We start from the raw sequence: 24,174 nt of genomic DNA, 5'->3' as shown, positions 1-24,174 counted from the left end.
TGTGAAGCCGAACATCACTTTTGCCGGAGACGCCCCATGAGCGAGCCTTCCCGCCTTCCTACTTTCTTACATCGCATGGCTACCACGCTGGACACGATCGCAATGGTCTGCCGCACGATCACAGGTGTCGCACTGGTTGCACTCACGGTCATGTTTGGCTGGCTCGTCTATGGCCGCTATGTGCTGAACGCGACGCCCACATGGGTCGAACAAGTGGCCCTTTTGCTGGTCATGTTGATCGCATTCATCGGCGCGGCCGTTGGCGTACATGAAAACACACACCTGTCCGTTGTCCTGCTGCGCACGTCGGTGAACCGCCGCCTTAGAACGGTATTCGTCGTATTGACTGATTTAATCATGATCGGTTTCGGTGGAATGATGTTGTGGTACGGCACCCAGCTGACAGTATTCAAATGGGGATCGCAGATCCCACTGATTCAAGTTCCCGAAGGGTTGCGGTCGTTGCCGCTGGCCGTTGGCGGTGGCTTGATCCTTATCTTCACACTTGGCCATCTGATCCGCCTGTTTACAGGCTTTGACGAACGCACAGACAGCATCGAATAGGACTCCTAAAATGGGCATTTTAGTTCTTCTGGGCGTTTTCGCCCTGTGCGTTGTGATTGGCGCTCCTGTCGCCTTCGCACTTGGCATCTCGGCTCTCGCCGCCTTCTGGTTCGAAGGCCTTCCCCTTATGATCGGCTTTCAGCGGATCATATCAGGCATCAACGTTTTCGCCTTGATGGCGATCCCTTTCTTTATCTTTGCGGGCGAACTGATGTTCCATGGCGGCATCGCCATGCGACTGGTGCGCTTTGCCTCGGCGGCAGTTGGCGCCGTACGCGGCGGCCTTGGCATCGTGAACGTCTTTTCATCGATGTTGTTTGGCGGCATTTCCGGGTCAGCCATTGCCGATATCTCGGCACTGGGTTCTATCCTTATCCCTGTGATGAAAGAAAAAGGTTATGACGCGGATTATGCGGTGAACGTGACTGTGACGTCATCCATTGCTGGCATTATCATTCCGCCCAGCCACAACATGATTATCTTTGCGATTGCAGCGGGTGGCGGCATCTCGATCTCGAAACTGTTTTTGGCAGGCGTCGTACCGGGTGTTGTGATGTGTCTTTGCCTTGCTTTGGCCGCCTATATGGTCGCTGTAAAACGCGGGTATCAAGCTGAGAAGTTCCCAGGTTTCACCGCATTGCTTATCGCCTTTTTCGGCGCGATCCCCGGCTTGATGACAGCCGTCATCATTGTTGGTGGCGTGTTGTCGGGCATCTTTACGGTCACAGAATCGGGTGCCTTTGGTGCGATCTATGCCTTTCTGGTAACTCTGCTGGTCTATCGCTCGATCACATTTGCCAAGTTCCAAACAGCGGTTCTTCAGTCTGTGCGCACCACGGCCATGGTTATGATCCTGATCGCCTGTGCCGGTGCATTTGCATACATGCTGACCTTCTACCGTGTGCCAGTGATCATGGTCGAAATCTTGACCGGTCTGACAGACAACCCAATCCTGATCCTCTTGATGATCAACGTTGTGTTGCTGATCCTTGGTATGATCATGGATATGGCCGCGCTGATCCTTATCTGTACGCCGATCTTCTTGCCCGTCGCTTACGCGATTGGTGTCGATCCGTATCAATTCGGGATGATCTTGTTGGTTAATCTGGGGCTGGGATTGTGCACGCCACCTGTCGGAGCCTGCCTGTTTGTTGGCTGTGCGGTGGGTAAACTGCCAATGGAAACAGCCGTACGTACAATTTGGCCCTTCTATCTGGCCATTCTGTTAGCGTTGATGTTGATCACCTTTGTGCCAGCAATCTCGTTGACGTTGCCCAACCTACTTGGCGACTAAAAACAAAGGCCCGGCGCATCAGCCGGGCCACCCGCCTAGTAAGGCAATCCAACATAATTCAGCGCCATCGCAGCCTGCGCCTCTGGGCTGTCGCGCAGAAACGCCAACTCTGCCAATTGCATCTTTTTGTCAAAATCACTTTGGCTGGGATAATGATGCATCAGGTTGGAAAACCACCAACTGAAACGTTCCGTTTTCCACACCCGCGCCAATGCCTTTTCAGAATAGGTATCAAGGCCCCTGCTGTCACCATCACCATAAAACTGGCACAGCCCTTGGTTCAAATAATGAACATCAGATGCAGCGGTGTTTAACCCCTTGGCACCTGTCGGCGGCACAATATGGGCGGCATCACCGCACAGGAACAACCGCCCCCAGCGCATAGGTTCTGTTACAAAACTACGCAGCGGAGCGATGGATTTTTCGATGCTTGGCCCCGTAACCAACGTCTCTGCGGCGGCCGCGGGAATACGGCGTCGGAGTTCATCCCAGAATGCGTCGTCTGACCAATTCCCAACATGATCATCGACATCGCACTGAATGTAATACCGACTAAGTTGCGCATTGCGCATCGAACATAAGGCAAATCCGCGATCAGAATTTGCGTAGATCAATTCACGGTTCACAGGTGGCGTTTCGGACAGGATACCAAGCCAACCAAAGGGATAGACCTTTTCATATTCGCGCCGCACGGATGCAGGGATTGTTTTGCGGCTGATGCCATGAAATCCGTCACACCCAGCGATGTAATCGCAGTCGATCCGTTGCGTCCCGCCATACTGATCAAAGGTCACAAAAGGCGCATCTGTATCCGCGTCGTGGATCACCACATTATCCACCTCGAACCGCGTATCGCCACCTGTTGCCGCGCGCGCGTCGTATAGGTCACGGGTGACCTCGGTCTGGCCATAGACCATGACAGTCGCGTCCGTGTGCGCAGCAAAATCGACGCGGAACATGTCGCCCTCATAGGCCAGTTGCGTGCCGTCATGGACAAACCCTTCGGCTTTCATACGGGTGTCCACACCAGCCTCACCCATGAGCCCAACAAGCCCACGTTCCAGCACACCTGCACGGATGCGCCCCAGCACATATTCGCGTGTCTTGCGTTCCAGCACGACGGCCTCGATGCCTGCCTTGAACAATAATTGCCCAAGCAACAGGCCCGACGGGCCGCCCCCTACGATAACCACTTGTGTACGAGCCATTTTTCCCCCTTCCGCATTGCTACAGGACACGCAGGAATTGGCGAAACAAAAAAGGCATTTAACTTTCAGGCGCACAGCCCCCTTGGCGGCGCGGGCCGAAACATATCTATTAAGTGCCTCAACGTGATCGCCAGGTGGACACAACCCTGGATTGCGATTTTTGAGTATTAACAGCCTGTTGGCACTCAGAAGGAAATTAGGCGATCAGATCTTACAAGCTGCTCAGCCTGTAAGAAGGAAGCAAGATCGAAACATGGCTCGCAGCCAAGGTCGACGTCGATGTGATCGCAGAACGTCTTAAACGTAACAGATCGACCATCTTTCGGAAACTCCGACGCAATCATTTTACGGATGCCGAGATGCTTAAAGTCGTCGAATCTTTTGGCGTTATCACGTCGATGGTAGCCCTCTCATGACGTTAGAAAGACCGCAAGGTGATGCGGCATCAGGCACTGCACGAATTGATCATCGAGCGGATGAAAGACGGATGGGCACCCGAACAATTTTCTGGCCGTCTGAACTTTGAGAAGGCACCAACTCGTATTTACCAAGAAACGATTTGTCCGTCCGTGTACTCTAAAAAAGACATGCAGGAAGACCTCTGGTGATACCTGCTTGAACATCGCCGTAACGCCCTCTCACGCAAAGGCCGTGTGCCCCACGACGCTAAAACCGTATTCACTTGCTGAACCCGCGATGTGCTATCATCCTGCTTACAAACCGTCCCACAGATTGCATGCAAGGAATACTCATGGCCAAAAGCAAAACCATCATCACCTGTGCCGTCACCGGGGCGATCCACACACCGACGATGTCCGATCATCTGCCCGTCACCCAGACCGAGATCACCGAACAGGCCATCGCCGCCGCCGAAGCTGGCGCGTCGATCTTGCACCTGCACACGCGCGACCCAATTGATGGTCGCCCCTCGGTCGAACCGGATGACTATGCCCCTATTCTCGCACGCGTAAAACAATCCACCGATGCCGTGATGAACATCACCACGGGCGGTGCGCCAACCATGTTGATCAAAGACAGGATCAAGGCCGCAGTACAATTTTCACCCGAAATGTGCAGCCTGAACATGGGATCGATGAACTTTGCCTTTCACGGGTTGGCCGGACGCTATGACACGTGGAAACACGATTGGGAAAAGGACTATATCCTTGGTTCTGAATCCAACATTTTCCGCAACACTTTGGCAGATATCCGGCAAGCGGCAGAAACGCTTGGCCCGCTTGGCGTCAAATTCGAACACGAATGTTACGATGTCGGGCATCTTTATACCCTCAAGCACTGTATGGATGCCGGCTTGTTTAAAGCACCTGTATTCTTGCAATTTGTCTTTGGGGTGTTGGGTGGCATTGGCCCCGATATCGACAACCTGATCTTTATGAAACGTACTGCCGATCGGCTGTTTGGCGACGATTATCGCTGGTCTGTCCTTGGGGCCGGTGGGGCGCAAATGCCGCTGGCCACCACAGCCAGCCAAATGGGCGGCAACGTACGCGTCGGACTCGAGGACAGCCTGTTCATCAGTCGCGGTGAGCTTGCGACATCGAACGCGCAACAGGTCACCAAAATCAGGCGCATCATCGAGGATTTGGGGAATGAAGTCGCCACACCGGACGAAGCGCGCGAAATGCTGGCGCTGAAAGGTGGGGACCGCGTGGCATTCTAGTGCGAAATCGTTTTCATCCGCAAAAAAGCGGATCAAACTCCGCGTTCAAAATCAGAGTCTTACTGATTTTGAGGCAGCGGAATTTGATACATGTTTAACGATTTCTGCGCGCGCGGCCCCGATTGGTTTAACTGGCCACCGCTTCCATAAAGCGATGCTTGATAACCACAGGGTCCTTCGTGATGACAGGCAGCTTGATGTTGCCGCTGTCACACTTGCACACGATGATGGTCATCTTTTTGCTGTCGATGGCCGCTTGCAGGGCTTTGCCTGTGTCGACGTCCTGACAGGTCACGACATTTTCACAACCACAGGCGGCGGCCACAGCTTCTAGCTTAGTCTTTTTGCCCGCATAGGTCGGCTGATCGCCGGTCGATCCATAGGATCCGTTGTCGATGATCAACAGAATATAATTATCAGCCACGTTGTTGGCGATGGTCGGCAGCGTGCCAAGGTTGGTCAGCACAGACCCGTCGCCATCAATCGAGATGACGGTTTTGTCTTGCGCCAAAGCAAGTCCCAGACCAATCGACGACGACAGCCCCATGGTGCCAAGCATATAAAAGTTGCGTTCGTTGTCGTCGATCATGTGCAGCTCTTGGCTGGGCAAACCGATATTACAGACAACAAGGTGCGGGTTCAGGATGGGCGCGATCTCGCGCAGGATTTCAGAACGGATCATTGGTCGCCGTAACCTCCCCAAAAGTTGGCGTCGGTCAGGATCGCCACAGGTTTATTAGACATGAAAGTGTATTTCAGGATGTTATCGAACTCTTGGACATCCTTTTGCCAGTGAAAATGGTACGTGGGGATGTTCATCTGCGCCAACAGCGCCTTGGTGTGCACGGCCATCTCGACCTGACAGGCGACCGGTTCGCGCAACTCTCCGCGATAGGAGATGATCATTGGCAGCGGCATTCGGTAGTATTGGATCAACGTCGCCAACGTGTTGATCGTGACACCAATGGCCGTGTTTTGCATAATGATCGCAGAGCGTTTTCCGCCCATGAACGCACCTGCGCACAGGCCCATGCCTTCGTCTTCTTTGTTGGACGGAATATGGAAAATCTCGTCGCGCGCCTCGACTTCTTCGATCACGCCAGCCAGCTGTTTGCAGGGCACGGTGGTGACAAAGGAAACGTCGTTCGCAACAAGATCGTCTGTGATCTTCTTGTCGATATTCATGTCAAATTTCGCCTTCCTTGGAATAGGCCCGAAAGGCCAGTGTCAGTGAATTACAAAGTGTCAGCCCCATGGGTCCAACACGATTTTGGGTGCGGCCACACGGCCTGCGCGCAGATCGGCAAAGGCCTGCGGCCCGTCGTCAAGTGCGCGATTTTCGGTCCATTCAAGTGGCCCCAACCGCCCGTCAAATATAGCTTGCGCTGCATCGCGGAAATCTTGCGCACTATAGGTATAGGTGCCGATAAATGTAATTTCCTGCAAGGTCATACGGCGCACATCAAGCCCGCCAGCATCATCACCAAGGCCAACATGCCCAATCACCCCACCGGGTAAGGCACGCGCCGAGGCGATGGCGCGCGTTGCAGCATAACCAACAGCGTCGATCACCACCGGGTATTCACCTGTTGCCGCTTCCACAGCCGTTTCGCCACATTGGTCCTGCAAGAAAGCCCGGCGTGCCGCATTGGGCTCGGCGATGGTAATATCGGTGATATCCATGGCACGTAACGCAAGTGCAGCCGCCAACCCGATCGCACCGCCCCCAATCACCAACGCACGCTTTTCCATCGCCGGGTGCAGCGCCGCCACTGCCAGTTTGACCGTGTGCCAGCTTACGGCCAATGGCTCGGCCAAAGCGGCGATGTTCAGCGGCACATCATCCGGCACATCCACAAGGTTGCGCCCCGGCATCGCGATATATTGGGCAAAGGCCCCCTCGCGCGGCGGCATCGAAATGATCTGACGATTGGGGCACAGGTTTTCACGCTGCGACTGACAGGCCGGGCACGTCAAACAGGCGACCAAAGGATTAACGGTCACACGTGCTCCATCGCGTGGCCCGCCAACAATCACACCCGCGGCCTCGTGCCCAAGGATCAACGGCGCAGGGCGACGTGCATCATGACCCAGATAGGCGTGCATGTCCGAACCACAAATGCCGACGGCCTCGACCTTGATCAGATGTTCGCCATCGCCCGGCACAGGGTCGGGCACATCGCGGATCGCCAATTTCTCAATGCCTTCGTACACTAAAGCCTTCATTTCGCCGTGAACCCCCCATCGACCATCAGAACTTGGCCTGTCACATAAGCCGACGCGTCCGAGCACAGAAACAACACTGGCCCGTCCATGTCTGCAAGCATTCCATTACGGTTCACGCAAGTCTGCGCAGCATTGCGCGCCGCGCGATCAGGGTCATCAAACACCGCTTGCGTCAGTTCTGTTGGAAAAAACCCCGGACCGATTGCGTTGGCTGTGATGCCGTCGCGTGACCACGCTTCGGCCATGGCGCGGGTCAATTGCGCGATACCGCCCTTGGTTGCGCCATAAGCAATCCCTGCGGGAAAGGCCCGCGTCGTTTGCAAGGAGGCAAAATTAACGATGCGCCCCCAACCTTTGGCCCGCATGGCTGGCACCAAAGCTTGCGACAGGAAAAACGGTGCCGAAAGGTTCAGCGCCAGCGTTTGATCCCAACCTTCGCTCGTCACATCATCTGCCGCTTGCCGTGTATTAATACCAGCCGCGTGAATGACGATATCCGGCGCACCAAACGGGGCAGAGACCGCGGCAACCGTGTCGCCCAAAGCCGCCCGATCCGCGACATCAGCAACCACGAAGGCAGCGTTTTGGCCGACTTCGCTCACCAATGTTTCCAACTCGCCAGCCCGACGTGCGACACCAACAACCTTGGCCCCGGCGGCGGCCAGAACCAAAGCGGCACGCCGTCCAAGGCCGGAACTGGCCCCGGTCACGACAGCCACCCGGCCAGTCAAATCAAACAGATGACTTGGGTTATTCATCAGCAGTCAGGTCGAAGTTTTCGCCCGGGAAATATTTGGCAAGGCGCACGTCCGCGGCGCGCGCGTGCCCTTCCATCCCCTCAAGCCGCGAAATCCGCGCCGTCGCTTCCGCCACGCCTTTGGACCCTTCGCGGGTGGCACGCTGCCATGTAACGATCTTCATGTATTTATGGACAGACAAACCGCCCGTATAGCTGGCCGCGCCCGACGTCGGCAGCACGTGGTTGGTGCCTGTCGCTTTGTCGCCGTAAGACACCGTGGTTTCTTCGCCCAGGAACAGCGACCCGTAGCACGTCAAACGATCCAGCCACCAATCCAGATCATCGGCCTGCACCGTCAGGTGTTCGGGGGCGTATTCGTCGGAACAGGCCGCCATGTCTTCGCGGTCTTTGCAAACGATGACCTCGGCATAATCACGCCACGCAGCAAAGGCGTTTTCACGATTGAGTTCAGGCAAATCGTCAATCAGACCCGGCACCATCTGCATCACTTTTTCAGCCAAGGTGTGGTCATCCGTTACCAACCAAACGGGCGAATTGTATCCGTGTTCAGCCTGAGAGACCAAATCGATTGCGACCACATGGGCATCCGCATCTTTGTCGGCCAATATAAGGCTGTCTGTCGGTCCTGCGATCATATCGATGCCGACGCGGCCAAATAGGATCCGTTTGGCTTCGGCCACAAATTGGTTGCCGGGCCCCACAAGGATGTTGGCCTTTGGCAGACCAAACAAGCCATAAGTCATGGCAGCAACGCCCTGCACGCCACCCATGGCAAGGATGTTATGAGCGCCACAAATATGCGCTGCATAGACGATAGCAGGCGCAACACCCACACCGGGACGCGGCGGCGAACAGGCCGTGATGTGCCCACATCCGGCAACGCTGGCAGTGGTCACTGTCATGATGGCGCTGGCGATGTGACTATAACGCCCGCCGGGCACATAGCAGCCCGCCGCGTCGACGGGGATTATCTTTTGACCCGCGACAAAACCGGGAACGATCTCCATTTCGACATCTGTCACCGTACCTTTTTGCAACTCAGCAAAGCGGCGCACGTTGTCATGCGCAAAGCGGATATCGGCCTTTAGTTTTTCAGGTACCAACGCACAGGCCGTGTCGATTTCGGCTTTCGTCATCAAAACATTGCCTTCAAAGCGGTCAAATTTGACAGCATATTCCTTTGCCTTGACATCGCCGCCAGCTTCGATGTCCGAGAGGATATTTTTGACCGTTTCATGCACTTCTGACGCATCTGACGTGGCAGTCAGCGTGGCTTTCTTCAGATACTCACGTGTCATGGGCAAACGTTCCTAGTTTTGGATGCCGTTCGAATGCCGAGGCGCGACAACAATCCGAAAAGCGATAAAGACGCCGACAAGTCGGTGCGATTCCCGTTGAACATTACGAGCGTGTGCTCGCATTATGCAAGCGCTTACATTTTTTGATTGATGCTATTTATTTTCTTGGAATAGGGTGTTCTAGAATTTGGAATTTTGAGCCGCAGAATGTCGATGAACAACCCACATTCCGTCCCGACCCTTGATGATGTCGCCCGCGTGGCAGGCGTTTCCACGGCAACGGTGTCACGCTGCTTGAACACGCCCAACCGCGTGAGTGAAGCCGCGCGCATCAAGGTGATGCAGGCTGTCGAACAACTGGGCTATACCCCCAATTTTGGCGCGCGCGCGATGGCAGCTAAACGCACATTCACCATTGGGGCCATCATTCCAACGATGGAAAACGCGATCTTTGCCCGAGGCTTACAAGCCTTTCAGGAAGAACTGCATACACGCGGCTACACTTTGCTGGTGTCCAGCACCGGATATCAGGCCAAGACAGAAGCCGAACAGATCCGCACCCTTGTTTCACGCGGCGCCGACGGGTTGTTGTTGATCGGGTATGACCGAGACCCGGATCTTTATGAATTCCTAAACCGCAGATCCGTGCCCACCTTGATCGCGTGGGCTTTTTCAAAAGACAGCCCACACGCATCCATCGGCTTTGATAATCATGCTTCGATGCGGATGCTGGCCAATGAAGTGATTGAGATGGGGCATCGCCGTATCGCGATGATTTCCGGCTTAATCGCAGGCAATGACCGCGCTGCCGGGCGGTTGTCAGGCGTACGTGCCGCCATGCGTACACACGGGCTGGACGGCGACGCAATGCCCGTCGTGCAAACCTCATACGAGACGAAAAACGGTGCTGCCGCCTTTGAACAGTTGATGCAGGCCAATCCCCGCCCCACCGCCGTTATGTGCGGCAATGATGTGTTGGCTGTCGGCGCAATGCGGCGCGCCCGCGAGATGGGGCTGGACGTTCCGCGCGACGTGTCGATCACTGGTTTTGACGATATCGAACTGGCGCGCGTCGTGACGCCCCCCTTGACCACGGTACATGTACCGCATCGTGAAATGGGTCGTCGCGCGGCCAAGGAATTGGTGCAAATGCTAGAAAACGGCAGCAAAGGCCCAGTGATCGAATTACAAAGTACTCTACAAATGCGCGGATCACTGGCTGCGCCAACCGCCGATCACTAACGTTCGAACTAATCGATAGGCGCGTCGTCTTTGACGTCTTTGTCCCGGAAACGCCCGCTTTTCATCAGATCGCTGACCCGGAACATTGACGGCGTCCCAATGCGACTGCGCGTGCGCAGAACAGGCGTGTTTATCGACCCGCCCCCTTGGCTTTCGCGGAAGACGATGAACAGGCCCGATGCGATGATAATCGCCGCGCCAATACCTGTGTAAAGATTAAGGTTTTCGCCAAAAAACACAAAACCATAAACCGTCGCCCACAGGATTTGAGAATATTGCATCGGCGCGACAATCGCGGCTTCTCCGGTTTGGTAAGCGGAAATGATGATCCGCCCGCCAACCCACGCAAAGACTGAAATCACCGCCAGCAAACCCAAGTGTTCGACTGGCATTGGCACATAAACAAAGGGCAGCATGACCCCCATGACCAAAAAGTTCGCAACCATCGGGTATAGCATAACAACGACGGGCCGTTCCTCGCTGCCGATTTTGCGCAAAATGATAGATGCGAACGCCCCGGTAAATGCGGCCAGCAATGCCGCTGCATGGCCAAGTTCTAAATCAGTGCCGCCGGGTCGCAGCACTACCATGACGCCCACCAAGCCCACAGCAACCGCGATCCAACGCGGCAGGCGCACCCGTTCGCCCAGAACCGGGATAGACAGCACCGTGATAATCAGGGGCGTCGCGAACAAAATAGCATAGGTTTGCGTCAACGGCAGATTTGCAAAGGCATAAAATGCAGCAAACCCGGTGATAACAGCAGCAACAGTACGCGCCGCAATCCACCCGGGATGCACAGGCAGCAACGTGCTTGGCGCGCGTTCGCGCATCAAACTGATGGTCGCCAGTGGAAAGCTCAGTAAGACGCTAAAGAACACGATCTGAATAGGGGAATAGGTGGCCCCAAGCGTTTTGATAAACACATCATGGGTGGCGTAAACGCCAAAGGCGATCAGCGACAAAAGAGCGCCTTTGGCGTTGGGTGACATGGTCACGAACCTTAATGAGAGCTTGCTACACAGTCCTAAACCCGGCTGGGTTGTAATGTCTATGCAAGTGATCTGCCATTCAGGGTGGTAACAAACCACGCGAGGTGTAGTGCCTAGATTGCAAGCGCACCGCGTCCGAACAAGAACTGCCACTTGCTGCCATCTGACATAGTCACAAATCCCGATCCAGCTGTTTCAGATTGGAAAAACGCAGTGCCAATGCCACGCAGGCCGTTGTTGCACACCACGGGAAAGCTGACCGTAGTGATGTCAGCGAACTTGTCATACGTGCCGGTGCAGATCGCGTTGCCATTGGTGGCTTGAAAACTGCCTCCATGCAGAAACGTGTTGGTTGCGGCCCCTCGAAAGGTTGTGCCGTCTTGCCCGATGACTGTAACGGGATAGGCCGTATCACAGGCACCAAGGGCCAACAGACCGGCCGTGACGACAGCAGCGCGTAAAAAAGATTTTTTCACTTGAAACACCTTACTTGTTAGATCCTCTGCCTTGGATTTGGGAACCGGGCAAAGGATCAACAAGTAAGGAATACCCCCCTAACAAATAGGGTGGGTTGTACAGGTTAACGCAGCCCTTACAGGCTGGCGTCAAGGGCCGCGAGGATCACGTCACCCATTTCAGTGGTCGACAATGGTGTGCCATCTTCGGGGCCCATCAGGTCTGCGGTGCGCGCCCCGTCTGCCAGTACTTTTTCAATCGCAGTTTCAAGGCGCGTGGCCTCATCCCCTTGATCAAAGGAATAGCGCAGGGCCATCGCAAAGCTAAGCATACAGGCAATCGGGTTCGCCTTGCCTTGGCCTGTGATGTCGGGCGCTGACCCGTGCACGGGTTCGTACATCGCACGCGAGCGGCCATTTTCCATCGGCGCGCCAAGGCTAGCGGATGGCAACATGCCAAGCGAACCTGTCAGCATCGCCGCGCAATCAGACAGAATGTCGCCAAACAGGTTGTCCGTGACAATCACGTCAAACTGCTTTGGCGCACGTACCAATTGCATGGCGCCGTTGTCAGCATACATGTGCGACAGTTCGACTTCGGGATACTCTTTGCCAACACGTGTGACCACTTCGCGCCACAGAATGCCGCTTTCCATTACGTTGGCTTTTTCCATGCTGCACAGCTTTTTGCTACGCTTCATTGCCAGTTCAAAGGCAGACCGCGCGGCGCGTTCGATTTCGCCTTCGGTGTAGCGCTGGGTATTGATGCCCACGCGTTCGTTGCCCTCTTCAAAGATGCCGCGTGGTTCGCCGAAATAAACGCCAGAGGTCAGTTCGCGAACGATCATGATATCAAGGCCAGATACGATGTCTTTCTTGAGCGACGAGAAGTCTGCCAATGCATCAAAGCACTGGGCTGGGCGCAGGTTGGAAAACAGGTCCATCTCTTTGCGCAAACGCAACAGGCCGCGTTCTGGTTTGACCGAGAAATCCAGATCGTCATAGGCCGGCCCGCCGACAGCGCCTAGCAGAACCGCATCGACCTCAAGCGCTTTGGCCATCGTGTCGTCATGCAACGGCACACCGTGTTTGTCATAGGCAGCGCCACCAACCAAATCGGTGGACACGTCAAAGGGCAGATCGCGCTTTGCACCGAACCAGTCGATGACACGAACAACCTGATCCATGACTTCGGGGCCAATGCCGTCTCCGGGAAGGATCAAAAGGGATGGGTTTGTCATGGCGAAACTCCTTGGTTCTGCGCGTGTTCTAAGTTGCGGATTGGACTACGCGCGCGGGCGGGCAGGGTCAATAAGGGCACGTTAATTAGAAAGGTCGACCCAAACCAGCCTGTGACGACTGGCAGTCGCAACTGTGCTTGCCATTGGGTCATCGGACGCGGGCCACAACACGCCACTGCCAACCACACGCCAATGGGTCGAGGGCAAGACATAATCCACGCGCAAATCGCCGGGCACCGGGTCTTGCCAATCTACGGTGTCGGTGCCCGCTGCGCCACGGGGTGCTACGTCTTGCAAGGCAGGTAGGGTCAACAGGTTGGTTATCGCGGCTTTGATCCCTTCGCCGTCAACGGGGTCAAGGTTGGCATCCCCCGCAATGACGAACGGCCCTGACGGGGGCGTGCCAACGTCGCCCGCCAACACCTGTGACCACAGGCGAATTTCATCAAAGTTACGTTTGCCATTCCGATCCTCCGGTCCATCAAAAACGGGCGGTGTGGCGTGAAATGTCATCAGATCAAACCGCCCACCGGGGGCCTCGATCGGCACGACCCAATGCCCAGAGTTAGACAGGCGTTGAGCGGCCAGCGCATCAACACTTGGAAATGCCTTGCCGTCGGCGGTTGGCAACGTCGCGCCCGGGACATCGACCCACAGCAATGCAGACAGATCCTGCACATTGTTTGCATCAATCGGAAAACGCGACAGCACAGCCATGCCGCCTTGGCCCGAAAACCGGCCATAGCCTTGTGCATCGCGTGACCCACCGCGCCGCCCATCGCCATCCATATCCAGACCTGTCGGCATGCCCGTATTTGGGCGCAACGCAAAAAAGTGCGGGTATCCAGCGGACTGTGCAAACAGACGCAATGCTTCACCGGTCAAATCGTAATCCATGCCTTGCAAAGCCAGCACATCAGCGTCAGCAGCTGCGACAACAGCCAGAACGGCGGCGATTTGGTCATCTTCGCCTCGTGCAAGGTCGCGCAGAAACAGGCCCGGCCCATCGCGTTGCAATTCAGTGTTGTAGGTAGCGATGCGCAAAGTTTCTGCCTGCGCAATCGTCGCAGCACACAGGCAAAAGACAACTGCAATCAGGCGGTCTGAAAGTTGCCTTCGGCGCTGGCATAAGCGCGCTCGCGCTGATCCCGGATCATCTCGGCGATACGCTGTAATGCGATACCACGCATGATCATGCTGGCGGGAAGGAAAGCCCATGCGGTCATTGTCCAGATCAAGGTTTGCGAATTTTCAAGCGAGATCGGGTTTAGCAGGTCTGCCGCCAGTTTGACCACAGCAGGGATTAAGAACGGCAACAGGAAACCAAGCGCAATGTTGATACGCGCATCCCTGTGCAAGCGGTGCAAAATGTCGCCGCCCGTTGTTGGATCGAACAAGGGAAGATTCACGAACATATTGAACGCGCCGGATCGCGACGGCCAACCAAGAACCCGGACCAAAAACAAGAACGCGGTCATAGCCATGAGTGATGTTAGGTATGACAAACCCGCCGTCGTGCGTACGGATTGAACGACCACGTCATCAGCACCTGCGGGCAACATCAGCACCACAAGGCGAACTGGCGAATAAGGAAAGTCGATGCTGTTGCCCAAAATCGTACCAATGGATGTCAAAGCGTTCGTCAACAAAGTTGGGTCAGACTTGCCCTTGGAAATTAGGCTAAGCACCAGAACAGTCACAAAAAGAGCGATAAAGCGCAGGCGATTGAACGGCGATGCGTCACGAAATTCGACAATGCTTGGACTGGCTGAATTGTATTCAACAAAGGTCATGATTGCTGCAATAAGAGCGATCAAAACAGTGGCTTGCGATGAATCAATCGAAATACCCGGCACAATCAGTGCTGGTGTGGCAATCATCAATGCCACCAATAGGCCGCGTATAACGGCTCCGTACAGTCGTGCTATCACGTCTCGATCCCTTCAAACTGGCCAGCCGCGATACGTTGCCGCGCACTTGTTCCAACTTGATCCCACCGGGTTAGGTGGTATGCCTCATTGTTGCCCCAATTCTGCCTTGATTAACCCGGTCGCTCAAGTGCTGAGGTTAATAAGAGGTAAAGCTTGGGGCGTTTTCAGGGAGGGTGTGGTGCCTTTGTGCATCATTTCCAAGGCGAGATTTTGGCAGGGCCCCACATGTTGTGGCGGGGCCCTATCAAGGGCATAGCGGGCCCCAATGGGGCGCCCCTAATTCGTGAATGTAGACGTCAGACCCAAGGGCGGGCTTGCGATGCCTGTGCTTCGAAACTGTCGATGCTGGCCTCTTTGGCCATCGTCAGCCCGATATCATCAAGACCTTCGATCAGGCAGTGCTTTTTGAAGGCGTCCACTTCAAAATTGAACACCTCACCGTCGGACGTGGTCACGGTTTGCGCCTCAAGATCGACTGTCATACGGGCGTTGGCCCCTTTTTCGGCATCCTTCATAAGAACGCCGACAGCTTCGGCAGGCAATGCGATTGGCAAAATACCGTTCTTGAAGCAGTTGTTATAGAAGATGTCTGCAAACGAGGTTGATATCACGCACCGAATGCCAAAATCTTTGATGGCCCAAGGCGCATGCTCGCGCGAAGACCCACAACCAAAATTGTCGCCCGCGACAAGGATTTCAGCCGCGCGATACGCGTCGTTGTTAAGCACGAAATCAGGGTTTTCGTTACCTTGGCGATCGAACCGCATCTCGTCAAAAAGGTTCACACCAAGGCCCGAGCGCTTGATCGTTTTCAAGAACTGCTTGGGGATGATCATATCGGTGTCGATATTGACCAGTGGCATAGGTGCCGCGATGCCCGTCAGTGTTTCGAATTTGTCCATTACATCATCTCCCGCACGTCGGTGAGTTTACCAGTGAGCGCCGCTGCAGCCGCCATGCCCGGAGACACAAGGTGTGTGCGCCCCTTATATCCCTGACGACCTTCAAAGTTTCGGTTCGACGTCGACACGCAACGTTCGCCTTCGCTAAGCTGGTCAGGGTTCATCGCCAAACACATCGAACAACCCGCAAGACGCCATTCAAATCCCGCGTCTTTAAAGATGTCGGCAAGGCCTTCTTCTTCGGCTTGTGCGCGGACCAGACCGGAACCGGGCACGATCATGGCGCGCAGGCCGTCTTTGATCTTTTTGCCCTTGAGGATCGATGCCGCGGCACGCAAATCTTCGATGCGCCCGTTTGTGCACGACCCGATAAAGACTGTGTCGATTTCGATATCCGTCAGTGGCGTGCCAGGTTTGAGGCCCATATAGTCAAGCGAACGCTGTGCCGCATCGACTTTACCACCGGTGAAATCAGAGGCCGCGGGGACAGTTGCCGTGATGGGCAGCACGTCTTCGGGCGAAGTGCCCCACGTGACGACTGGCGCGATGTCTTCGCCTTTCAGGGTGACAACGAGATCCCAGTGCGCATCGTCATCCGAGTACAGTGTCTTCCACCATGCTTCGGCAGCTTCCCACTGCGCCCCTTTGGGGGCATGCGGGCGGCCTTTACAATAGGCATAGGTCTTTTCGTCGGGCGCGATCAGGCCAGCGCGCGCGCCGCCTTCGATGGCCATGTTGCAGACGGTCATCCGCCCTTCCATGGACAGATCGCGGATCGCTTCGCCGCAATATTCAATGACATAGCCGGTGCCACCTGCTGTCCCGGTTTTGCCGATGACCGACAAGGTGATGTCCTTGGCTGTGACGCCCGGGGCCAGCTTGCCCGTGATTTCGACTTTCATGTTCTTGCCCTTACGCTGGATCAGCGTTTGCGTGGCAAGGACGTGTTCGACCTCGGATGTACCGATGCCGTGGGCCAAAGCACCAAAGGCACCGTGGGTCGCGGTGTGACTATCCCCACAAACAACGGTCATGCCAGGCAGTGTCCAGCCCTGTTCGGGGCCAACAATGTGCACGATGCCCTGACGGACGTCGGACACCGGATAGTAATGAATGCCAAAGTCTTTGGCGTTCTTGTCGAGGGCGTCGACCTGCACACGGCTGTCTTCAGTCATAGTGGCCGCGTTGGCGCGATCCAGCGTGGTGGGTACGTTGTGATCTGGCACAGCGATGGTCTTGTCCGGTGCACGCACCGTACGGTTGGTCATCCGCAGCCCTTCAAAGGCTTGGGGGCTGGTGACTTCGTGAACAAGGTGGCGATCAATGTACAACAAGCACGTGCCGTCTTCGGCCTCGTGTGCGACGTGAGCATCCCAGATTTTATCGTAAAGCGTTTTGGGGGACATGTGGTCCTCTCCCTTTGATTGGCTGTTTGAACGGATGGATCAGGTGGGCGCGCTTATGAACGCGCAAGTACCGTGTGCGTCGCCCCGAAAAAGCGTTCGCGCAGTCGCGCGCGGTCATCCATGTCAAAGAGGCTGTTCATGCGGTGTCAGATACTACTCCAAAGCCCTTCCCGCAAGGACTGAAGCCTTAAACTGCTTCAAGGCGATTCTGAACCAACACTATATCAAAGGGGCTGAGGCCGTTCTGGGTTTCGGCCTGCGTGCCAAAGCCTACCGAAATATCAGTCTGATCCCCAATCAGGCTAAGCACAGTATTGTCACCAATCGTCAAGGTCGTGGTGTCAGTTTCTGGATCAAAGACGTTCTGAGCAAAGGCTTCTACATCGACACCTGCATCAAGCTCGACAACCAGTTGTTCTTCTTCTGGTTCAAAGGCAACAGGGGGTTCCACGTCTGTCAGAGTGTTGGCAAGGGTTGGGCCAGTCAGCTGTTCCTTGACCGGTGCAAGGCCAACATCGAGGGTGTTCTCATCAGCGTCCGCCTCAGCGGTTGTTGAAAAGTTGGAAACATCCAGATCATCGAGGTCGATGTCGTTTTCTTCAGCCAGTCGGCGCGCTTCGTCAATTTCATCCTCGTAGCCAAGGTAGGCCAAACCGCCCAATGCAAATGCAATGCTCAACCCGATTAAAATTGCCACAATCTAGCCCCTGAAAATTATCTTTCTGCGGCCACGATCCAAAACGATTCGCATTAAATTTATCTTACGTTGGATCAATCATGAGGAAGTGCACCGCTGTGCACGCGGGTTCCTTGCTGTCTGTCCGGCATCCATGGCAGACTGCCCGAAATCAAGAACGGACCCAGAATGGCAAATCACACCGCTGCCCCGGTCACCACTTCTGTCGCAGATGCACTGGCATCCGCAGCCGAGGCTGCAACGCAAGGCGGCAACGGGACAACTTTCATCGAAACCGTTCAGGCGCTTGCTCAGACGCTCATGTTAGCGGCGCAGGGCACGTTTATGACGCTGGTGCGGCCGTGGATCGGCTATCAAATCGTTTTGGTGGTGATGCTGTTTTTCATCTCCCACTGCCTGCGCATTTGGCTGGCCCCTTCTATCCGCGAATGGATGGCGACGCGCGAAGGGTGGCCAAAATGGCGCATGCGCGTGCTGGTGGTGATCCATCGGCGACTGCGCCACCTGTTCTTTGTGGTGTTGATTTGGGTTGTGGTGCTTGTGATGCAAGAGGTCACGTGGCCGTCGCGCTCATTTATGCTGTCGCTTGTTGCCACCCTTGCGCTGGCATGGCTGCTTGTCAGCTTTGCTTCGCGTCTGATCAGATCCTTTCTACTACGCCGTTTGGTCCGTTTGGGCGCGCTAATCTATGTCACTTTGTATATTTTGGGCATCGCAGACGAGACATCCCAAATTCTAGACGCCGCCGCGATCAGTATCGGCGATTATCGATTATCCTTGCTCATGATCGTGCAAGGGGTCGTGGTGATCGGGGTGCTGGTCTCTGTGGCGCGTTTTGTCACGACATCGACCTCTGCGCGCGTCACGCAAAACGAAGACATCTCGCCCTCGATGCGGGTTCTGATCACTAAGGTCGTGCAGATCGTTTTTTATACCGCTGCCTTCTTTATTGGGGTGCGGGCGCTTGGGATCGATCTGACAGGGCTTGCTGTGCTGTCAGGCGCGATCGGTGTCGGCCTTGGGTTTGGCCTGCAAAAGGTAGTGTCTAACCTTGTTTCAGGGGTCATCATCCTGCTGGATAAATCGATCAAGCCCGGCGACGTGATCAGCCTTGGGGACACCTTTGGTTGGATCCAAACATTGGGCGCGCGCTATGCTTCGGTGGTGACACGGGACGGCAAAGAATACTTGATCCCGAACGAAGACCTGATCACTGGGCAAGTCGTGAACTGGTCACATTCGGATGAGTTTGTGCGCCTCGATATATATTTCGGGACGGCCTATAACGATGATCCGCACCAAGTGCGCAAACTAGCGATTGAAGCCGCGAATGGGGTCGAGCGCGTCCTGACAAGCCGCCCACCCGTGTGCCACGTTGTCGGCTTTGGAGACAGTTCGGTGGACTATATCCTGCGCTTTTGGATTACGGACCCGACCGGCGGGCTGACCAACATTCGGGGTAAAGTCTATTTGGCACTTTGGGACATCTTTAAGGAACACGATGTATCGTTCCCGTTCCCGCAACGCGAACTGCGTGTGCTGGGTGATGCGCCTGAGCCAGTCAAGGTGTTGGATTGACATTACCGTTGATGCCGCGCATTGGGGCGCATCGCGCGAGAACGCGCCAGAAGACGCAGCTTTCATTGAATTGTTCGCCTCGCGTTGCTACCATACAGACGTCCCAGCGCCGGGGGCATGAGGCGGCGCGATGAAAAGGAGGACAATGTCCTGTCCATCTCTGCACAGACGGCACACCCTGTTGATGGGGTCACGGCCATGATGGCCACTGCCAAAACACAAGCCACAAGCGAGCTTCTCCTTGAGGCCGTCCTGTCCTCTCTCTCTGACGATAAAGCCGAAGATTTGGTGCAAATCGATCTGCGCGGCAAGACCGAGATTGGCGACTATATGATCATCTGTTCAGGTCGTTCTACGCGTCAGGTTTCGGCTATGTCGGAAAAGCTGGTCGAACGGCTGAAAACCCAATTCGGACGCACGTCGCGGATCGAAGGCAAGGGAACAGGCGACTGGGTTCTTGTCGATACGGGCGACGTGATCGTTCACATATTCCGCCCTGAAGTGCGCGAGTTCTATCAGCTGGAAAAGATGTGGCAGCCCAACGCCGCCCAGAACTGACCTCCTGAAAGATGCGCGTCCATATCTGTGCTGTGGGCCGCCTGCGCGGTGGCCCGGAAAGCGCGATAATTTCCGACTACATCACCCGTTTTGATCGTACGGGCCGGGCCTTGAGCCTTGGCCCTTTGTCGCTGATCGAAGTCGAGGACCGCAAAGGTGGCGGTATGGCAGCTGAAGCTGACTTGCTACGCCGCGCGGTACCCAAAGGCGCGCTGATCTGTTGCCTTGATGAACGGGGACGTGTTGAAGCGTCTCCTAAATTTGCGAACCGTTTGGGCAACTGGCGCGATTCGGGTCGCAGCGATGTGGCGTTTGTCATCGGCGGCGCAGACGGGATTGACCCGTCATTGCGCGCAGAGGCTGATCATTTGCTATCGTTTGGTGACATGGTTTGGCCGCACATGCTGGTGCGTGTGATGCTGACCGAGCAGCTTTATCGCGCGGCATCGATTCTGGCTGGATCACCTTATCACCGCGCGTAATCCAAAGGGCGCTTGCGCGACGCTATTTTTTAGGGGGCTTTGCCCCCGTCCTGCGGACACCCCCAAGGTATTTTAGACCCAAAGATAGCAAAGACCCCGTGTCTGTTTTGTTTTTTATGGCGCCATTGGGCCGAGCAGTGTTTGGGTCTGCGCGCCCTTTTTTAATCAGCGAAGTTGGACGATTGTCGTTCCAGTGTTCCAGCCTGCGGGCAAATCGCGCGCTTGCACTTGCACCTGTGTGGTGCCGTTTGGAATTTTCACGCCGCCCAAGGAACGCGTAAACGGTTGTTCGTTTTCGTGAGGATGAGCGAGCACGCGGATGCCAAGTTCATTCCCATCCATGTCCAACACACGCCACCCATCGGCGTAGTGATCCCAACCCGTTTCCGGATGCAGGATCGTCACATCAAATCTGTAGGTTTCCGGCGCTGTGCGTGTTGCAGTGACGCGTTCGATCACAGGTTCTTCGGCCCAAGCCGGGCCTGCGGCGATCATCAAGGCGAGCATAAAATACTTCATAATCAGTTTATAGCGCATGTATTTTCCTTATGTCCCCTCACGTCTCTGTGCCTAGAAGAATTGTGCGCGATTGCGAGGCAAATTCACGTCTCCAAATGACGGCGACTGTGAAGGCGGTTGCAACGATCAGCGGTATTGGACCAGCCAGCCATGCCGCGCAGGTGAGCGCGAAATAGATAGAACGCAGCCCTCGATTGAAGGATCGCGCGGCGGTAATGTTGACTTCGGCCGCTTGGGTCGCACGCGTTTCACAGCGCGGGTCGGACACGTCATTTGGTACCGCGGCCATCACCACTGCTGCGTAGCCAAACAGGCGGTTGGCCCATACGAATTTCAAAAACGCATTGGTGAGAAAAAGAGCCAAAATGACCAGCTTGACCTCCCAGACGAAGGTCGGCGTTTCGCTTAGCGTCAATTCATTGGCGACGCTTGTCACCCGTTCGGCGTTGCCAATAACCGCCAGCACCCCCCCGATCGCAATCACCGAGGTCGAGGCAAAGAAGGCGGTGCCCTGGCGCAGGCTTGATACCACTTGCGCGTCAAAAATGCGGGGCTCGCGGGTGATCATCTGGCGCATCCACTCACGCCGGAACTCTGCCATGATTTGCGATGTGGAGGGATGCCGCGCGCTTGGGTGTTCGATTCGCCAACCAATCAGGAACCACGCAACCACCAAGGCGCACAATGCGACCCCATCCAACGTGGAAAACAATTCAAACCGATCCAGCCATGTCATGACTGCGCTTTTACACCGCAGTTATAAGGATTGCATCCTGTGAAAATTGGTCATATTATTTTACCAATCCTAATTGGAAGTTTATACTCATGGAAATGCCAACCCCTGATGCCACCATCCTCGCGCGCAAGTCTCGGGTTGTTGAACGGCTTAAATCCGTGCTGCCCGCTGATGCAGTGATCGATGACCCGATGGAGACCCGCGCCTATGAATGCGACGCCCTGACGGCCTATCGTTGTCCGCCTATGGTCGCCGTGTTGCCGTCTTCTACGGACGAGGTTTCTGACGTTTTGCGTATTTGCCACGAGGAAGGTGTGCCAGTTGTGCCGCGCGGATCCGGCACTTCGCTTGCGGGTGGCGCGTTGCCAACGGCGGACTGCGTGATCCTTGGTGTGGCACGCATGAATGATGTGCTGGAAACAGATTATGACGACCGATTTGTCAGGGTCCAAACCGGGCGTACGAACCTGAGTGTCACGGGTGCCGTCGAGTCAGATGGTTTCTTTTACGCCCCCGACCCGTCAAGCCAACTGGCTTGCGCCATCGCTGGAAATATTGCGATGAATTCAGGCGGAGCGCATTGCCTGAAATACGGGGTCACGACCAACAATTTGATGGGTGTCACGCTGGTCCAAATGGACGGCACTGTGGTTGAAATCGGCGGGGCGCATTTAGATTCAGGTGGATTGGATCTGCTTGGCGTCATTTGCGGATCAGAAGGGCAATTGGGTGTCGTAACAGAGGCCACTTTGCGCATTCTTCACAAGCCCGAGGGCGCGCGGCCTGTTTTGATGGGGTTTGATAGCGCCGAAGTGGCCGGCGCCTGTGTTGCAGACATCATAAAGGCAGGCGTTCTGCCCGTAGCCATCGAATTTATGGACCGCATGCTGATCGAAGTCTGTGAGGATTTTGCCAAAGCCGACTATCCCATGTGCGAGGCGTTGTTGATCGTTGAGGTCGAAGGATCGGACACAGAAATTGATGCTCAATTGGCTTTGATCACTGCGATTGCCGAACGCCATAACCCGGTCGCTTTGCGTGAAAGTGCCAGTGCGGAGGAATCTGCGCGAATCTGGGCCGGACGCAAGGCGGCGTTTTCTGCCATTGGTCGCGTAAGCGATTACATGTGTTTGGATGGCACGATTCCAGTGTCTGAGCTTCCTTATGTGTTGCGTCGCATCGGCGAGATGTCCAAGCAATACGGCCTAGCCGTGGGCAATGTGTTTCATGCGGGTGACGGCAATATGCATCCGCTGATATGTTATGACGCCAACAAACCCGGCGATCTTGAGATTTGCGAAGAATTCGGCGCTGAAGTGTTGAAGCTTTGTGTCGAGGTTGGCGGATGTTTGACTGGTGAACATGGCGTGGGCATCGAGAAACGGGATTTGATGACACATCAGTACGCGCCTTCCGACCTTGAGGCGCAGATGGCAATTAAGGATGTTTTTGACACCAAGTGGTTGTTGAACCCGGCCAAGGTGTTCCCGTTGTCGGTGTCCGAGACCCGACGCCGGACATTGGTCGCGGCAGAATAGGGGGCCAGCCCCCTCGGCCTTTGGCCTCACCCCCGGAGTTTACAGAGCAAGATGAAAATGGATCATTTGAAGAGTGAAGCGGATGTAGCAGCCCGAATTTCCGAGGCCAAAGGGCCTTTGGTTGTGCGCGGCGGTGGGACCCGCCTCGTAGGACGTCCGCTGTCAGGCGATGTCATAGATATGTCGGGCCTGTCGGGTGTGACGCTTTACGAGCCGGGTGCACTAACCATCGTAGCCAAAGCAGGCACGCCGTTGACTGAGATCGAAACGACTTTGGCCGCGGAAAATCAGCGTCTGGCCTTTGAGCCTTATGATCTGACCGGCATGCTAGGCACAAAAGGTGCAACCACCATTGGCGGCATCATCGCCACCAATGCCAGTGGCCCGCGCCGTATTCAGGCCGGGGCTGCGCGCGACTTTGCTTTGGGTGTGCGATTTGTTGATGGTGCTGGCAACATCATCAAGAACGGCGGGCGCGTGATGAAGAACGTCACGGGTTATGATTTGGTCAAACTGATGAGTGGGTCTTGGGGGACTTTAGGTGTTTTAACCGAGGTCAGCCTGAAGGTGCTTCCCGCGGTTGAAGCAACGACCACATTGGTGATTGCCGACCTTGACCCTAAGCAAGCGGTTGCGGCAATGAGTGCCGCGCTTGGCTCACCGTTTGAGGTGTCAGGCGCTGCTTGGGTTGGCGGCGCAGTTTGGCTGCGCGTTGAGGGGTTTGCTGCGTCGGTTGAGTATCGCGCAGGTGCCCTGCAAGACCTTTTGCGCAGCACCGGTGATATCACACGAGACGATACGGTCGATTGGTCACACGTGCGCGACGCGGTGCCTTTACACGATCATTCCACCATCTGGCGGGTATC

At 55.5% G+C, this 24,174-nt stretch carries 26 protein-coding genes; 10 read left to right on the top strand and 16 right to left on the bottom strand.

Annotated features, from left to right (window positions below; all coding sequences use genetic code 11):
* Nucleotides 1-36: 36 nt before the first annotated feature.
* Nucleotides 37-564 carry a TRAP transporter small permease gene (locus tag ABJF76_RS00490; RefSeq protein ID WP_413820093.1) on the top strand — a complete coding sequence of 176 codons (528 nt, stop codon included), beginning with the start codon at nt 37-39 and terminating at the stop codon, nt 562-564.
* A gap of 10 nt (nt 565-574) precedes the next feature.
* On the top strand, nt 575-1,858 hold the full coding sequence (locus ABJF76_RS00485; RefSeq protein ID WP_413820092.1) for a TRAP transporter large permease: 1,284 nt from the start codon (nt 575-577) through the stop codon (nt 1,856-1,858).
* A 35-nt stretch (nt 1,859-1,893) separates the two neighbouring features.
* Here ABJF76_RS00485 and pobA read toward each other — a convergent pair whose 3' ends face one another.
* Nucleotides 1,894-3,066, bottom strand: a complete 1,173-nt coding sequence (pobA, locus tag ABJF76_RS00480) for a 4-hydroxybenzoate 3-monooxygenase (RefSeq protein WP_413820091.1) — start codon at nt 3,064-3,066, stop codon at nt 1,894-1,896.
* A gap of 245 nt (nt 3,067-3,311) precedes the next feature.
* Here pobA and ABJF76_RS00475 point away from each other — a divergent pair, with 245 nt between their 5' ends.
* Entirely contained in the window at nt 3,312-3,482 is a 171-nt protein-coding gene (locus ABJF76_RS00475) for a hypothetical protein (RefSeq protein WP_413820479.1), read from the top strand.
* A 335-nt stretch (nt 3,483-3,817) separates the two neighbouring features.
* The gene (locus tag ABJF76_RS00470; RefSeq protein ID WP_413820090.1) at nt 3,818-4,747 is read left to right on the top strand and encodes a 3-keto-5-aminohexanoate cleavage protein; all 930 of its coding nucleotides are present in this window, start codon (nt 3,818-3,820) and stop codon (nt 4,745-4,747) included.
* A gap of 127 nt (nt 4,748-4,874) precedes the next feature.
* On the opposite strand, the gene comE is transcribed toward ABJF76_RS00470, so the two are convergent.
* The 5 genes from comE to hisD are packed head-to-tail and all read right to left on the bottom strand — an operon-like array spanning nt 4,875 to nt 9,031.
* Nucleotides 4,875-5,429 (bottom strand): sulfopyruvate decarboxylase subunit beta, encoded by a 555-nt coding sequence (comE, locus tag ABJF76_RS00465; protein ID WP_413820089.1) that lies wholly within the window; start codon nt 5,427-5,429, stop codon nt 4,875-4,877.
* Nucleotides 5,426-5,932 (bottom strand): sulfopyruvate decarboxylase subunit alpha, encoded by a 507-nt coding sequence (locus ABJF76_RS00460; RefSeq protein ID WP_413820088.1) that lies wholly within the window; start codon nt 5,930-5,932, stop codon nt 5,426-5,428. The genes comE and ABJF76_RS00460 overlap by 4 nt, the downstream gene beginning before the upstream one ends.
* Nucleotides 5,933-5,992: 60 nt before the next feature.
* Entirely contained in the window at nt 5,993-6,973 is a 981-nt protein-coding gene (locus ABJF76_RS00455; protein WP_413820087.1) for a zinc-dependent alcohol dehydrogenase, read from the bottom strand.
* A complete protein-coding gene (locus tag ABJF76_RS00450; RefSeq protein ID WP_413820086.1) occupies nt 6,970-7,731 on the bottom strand; it encodes an SDR family NAD(P)-dependent oxidoreductase in 762 nt (253 codons plus the stop codon). The genes ABJF76_RS00455 and ABJF76_RS00450 overlap by 4 nt, the downstream gene beginning before the upstream one ends.
* Nucleotides 7,724-9,031, bottom strand: coding sequence for a histidinol dehydrogenase (hisD, locus tag ABJF76_RS00445; RefSeq protein ID WP_413820085.1), 1,308 nt, complete (start codon nt 9,029-9,031; stop codon nt 7,724-7,726). Before hisD ends, ABJF76_RS00450 begins: the two co-directional genes overlap by 8 nt.
* A 213-nt stretch (nt 9,032-9,244) precedes the next feature.
* Here hisD and ABJF76_RS00440 point away from each other — a divergent pair, with 213 nt between their 5' ends.
* The gene (locus tag ABJF76_RS00440) at nt 9,245-10,273 is read left to right on the top strand and encodes a LacI family DNA-binding transcriptional regulator (protein ID WP_413820478.1); all 1,029 of its coding nucleotides are present in this window, start codon (nt 9,245-9,247) and stop codon (nt 10,271-10,273) included.
* A gap of 8 nt (nt 10,274-10,281) precedes the next feature.
* Here ABJF76_RS00440 and ABJF76_RS00435 read toward each other — a convergent pair whose 3' ends face one another.
* From ABJF76_RS00435 to ABJF76_RS00400, 8 genes are all read right to left on the bottom strand, one after another.
* Complete coding sequence (locus ABJF76_RS00435; protein ID WP_413820084.1) at nt 10,282-11,265, bottom strand: DMT family transporter; 984 nt, start codon at nt 11,263-11,265, stop codon at nt 10,282-10,284.
* A 113-nt stretch (nt 11,266-11,378) separates the two neighbouring features.
* Nucleotides 11,379-11,741 carry a hypothetical protein gene (locus tag ABJF76_RS00430; protein WP_413820083.1) on the bottom strand — a complete coding sequence of 121 codons (363 nt, stop codon included), beginning with the start codon at nt 11,739-11,741 and terminating at the stop codon, nt 11,379-11,381.
* A gap of 116 nt (nt 11,742-11,857) precedes the next feature.
* On the bottom strand, nt 11,858-12,961 hold the full coding sequence (gene leuB / locus ABJF76_RS00425; protein WP_413820082.1) for a 3-isopropylmalate dehydrogenase: 1,104 nt from the start codon (nt 12,959-12,961) through the stop codon (nt 11,858-11,860).
* Nucleotides 12,962-13,042: 81 nt separating this feature from the next.
* Nucleotides 13,043-14,005: an endonuclease/exonuclease/phosphatase family protein gene (locus ABJF76_RS00420; RefSeq protein ID WP_413820081.1), complete on the bottom strand. Its 963-nt coding sequence runs from the start codon at nt 14,003-14,005 to the stop codon at nt 13,043-13,045.
* Nucleotides 14,006-14,055: 50 nt separating this feature from the next.
* A complete protein-coding gene (locus ABJF76_RS00415) occupies nt 14,056-14,892 on the bottom strand; it encodes a hypothetical protein (RefSeq protein WP_413820080.1) in 837 nt (278 codons plus the stop codon).
* Nucleotides 14,893-15,188: 296 nt separating this feature from the next.
* Nucleotides 15,189-15,794, bottom strand: coding sequence for a 3-isopropylmalate dehydratase small subunit (leuD, locus tag ABJF76_RS00410; protein WP_413820079.1), 606 nt, complete (start codon nt 15,792-15,794; stop codon nt 15,189-15,191).
* Entirely contained in the window at nt 15,794-17,200 is a 1,407-nt protein-coding gene (gene leuC / locus ABJF76_RS00405) for a 3-isopropylmalate dehydratase large subunit (protein WP_413820078.1), read from the bottom strand. The genes leuD and leuC overlap by 1 nt, the downstream gene beginning before the upstream one ends.
* A gap of 187 nt (nt 17,201-17,387) precedes the next feature.
* Complete coding sequence (locus ABJF76_RS00400; protein WP_413820077.1) at nt 17,388-17,897, bottom strand: hypothetical protein; 510 nt, start codon at nt 17,895-17,897, stop codon at nt 17,388-17,390.
* Nucleotides 17,898-18,065: 168 nt separating this feature from the next.
* Between ABJF76_RS00400 and ABJF76_RS00395 the strand changes: the two genes are divergently transcribed.
* The 3 genes from ABJF76_RS00395 to rlmH all read left to right on the top strand — a co-directional run bounded on the left by ABJF76_RS00395 (nt 18,066) and on the right by rlmH (nt 20,515).
* Entirely contained in the window at nt 18,066-19,475 is a 1,410-nt protein-coding gene (locus ABJF76_RS00395) for a mechanosensitive ion channel family protein (protein WP_413820076.1), read from the top strand.
* A gap of 117 nt (nt 19,476-19,592) precedes the next feature.
* Nucleotides 19,593-20,033 carry a ribosome silencing factor gene (gene rsfS, locus ABJF76_RS00390; RefSeq protein WP_413820075.1) on the top strand — a complete coding sequence of 147 codons (441 nt, stop codon included), beginning with the start codon at nt 19,593-19,595 and terminating at the stop codon, nt 20,031-20,033.
* Between the two features lie 11 nt (nt 20,034-20,044).
* The gene (gene rlmH / locus ABJF76_RS00385; protein ID WP_413820074.1) at nt 20,045-20,515 is read left to right on the top strand and encodes a 23S rRNA (pseudouridine(1915)-N(3))-methyltransferase RlmH; all 471 of its coding nucleotides are present in this window, start codon (nt 20,045-20,047) and stop codon (nt 20,513-20,515) included.
* Nucleotides 20,516-20,680: 165 nt separating this feature from the next.
* On the opposite strand, the gene ABJF76_RS00380 is transcribed toward rlmH, so the two are convergent.
* Together ABJF76_RS00380 and ABJF76_RS00375 are read right to left on the bottom strand one after the other, a co-directional pair.
* Entirely contained in the window at nt 20,681-21,052 is a 372-nt protein-coding gene (locus ABJF76_RS00380) for a hypothetical protein (protein ID WP_413820073.1), read from the bottom strand.
* Nucleotides 21,053-21,071: 19 nt separating this feature from the next.
* Nucleotides 21,072-21,770, bottom strand: a complete 699-nt coding sequence (locus tag ABJF76_RS00375; RefSeq protein WP_413820072.1) for a DUF599 domain-containing protein — start codon at nt 21,768-21,770, stop codon at nt 21,072-21,074.
* A gap of 89 nt (nt 21,771-21,859) precedes the next feature.
* Between ABJF76_RS00375 and ABJF76_RS00370 the strand changes: the two genes are divergently transcribed.
* Nucleotides 21,860-23,308, top strand: a complete 1,449-nt coding sequence (locus ABJF76_RS00370) for an FAD-linked oxidase C-terminal domain-containing protein (RefSeq protein WP_413820071.1) — start codon at nt 21,860-21,862, stop codon at nt 23,306-23,308.
* Nucleotides 23,309-23,365: 57 nt separating this feature from the next.
* On the top strand, nt 23,366-24,174 hold an 809-nt coding region (locus ABJF76_RS00365), incomplete at its 3' end, for an FAD-binding protein (RefSeq protein WP_413822477.1).

The organism is Tateyamaria sp. (assembly GCF_039940735.1).
Lineage (GTDB): Bacteria > Pseudomonadota > Alphaproteobacteria > Rhodobacterales > Rhodobacteraceae > Tateyamaria.
The sequence above is the reverse complement of the archived record's forward strand: the minus strand, read 5'-3'. Positions and strand labels throughout refer to the sequence as shown.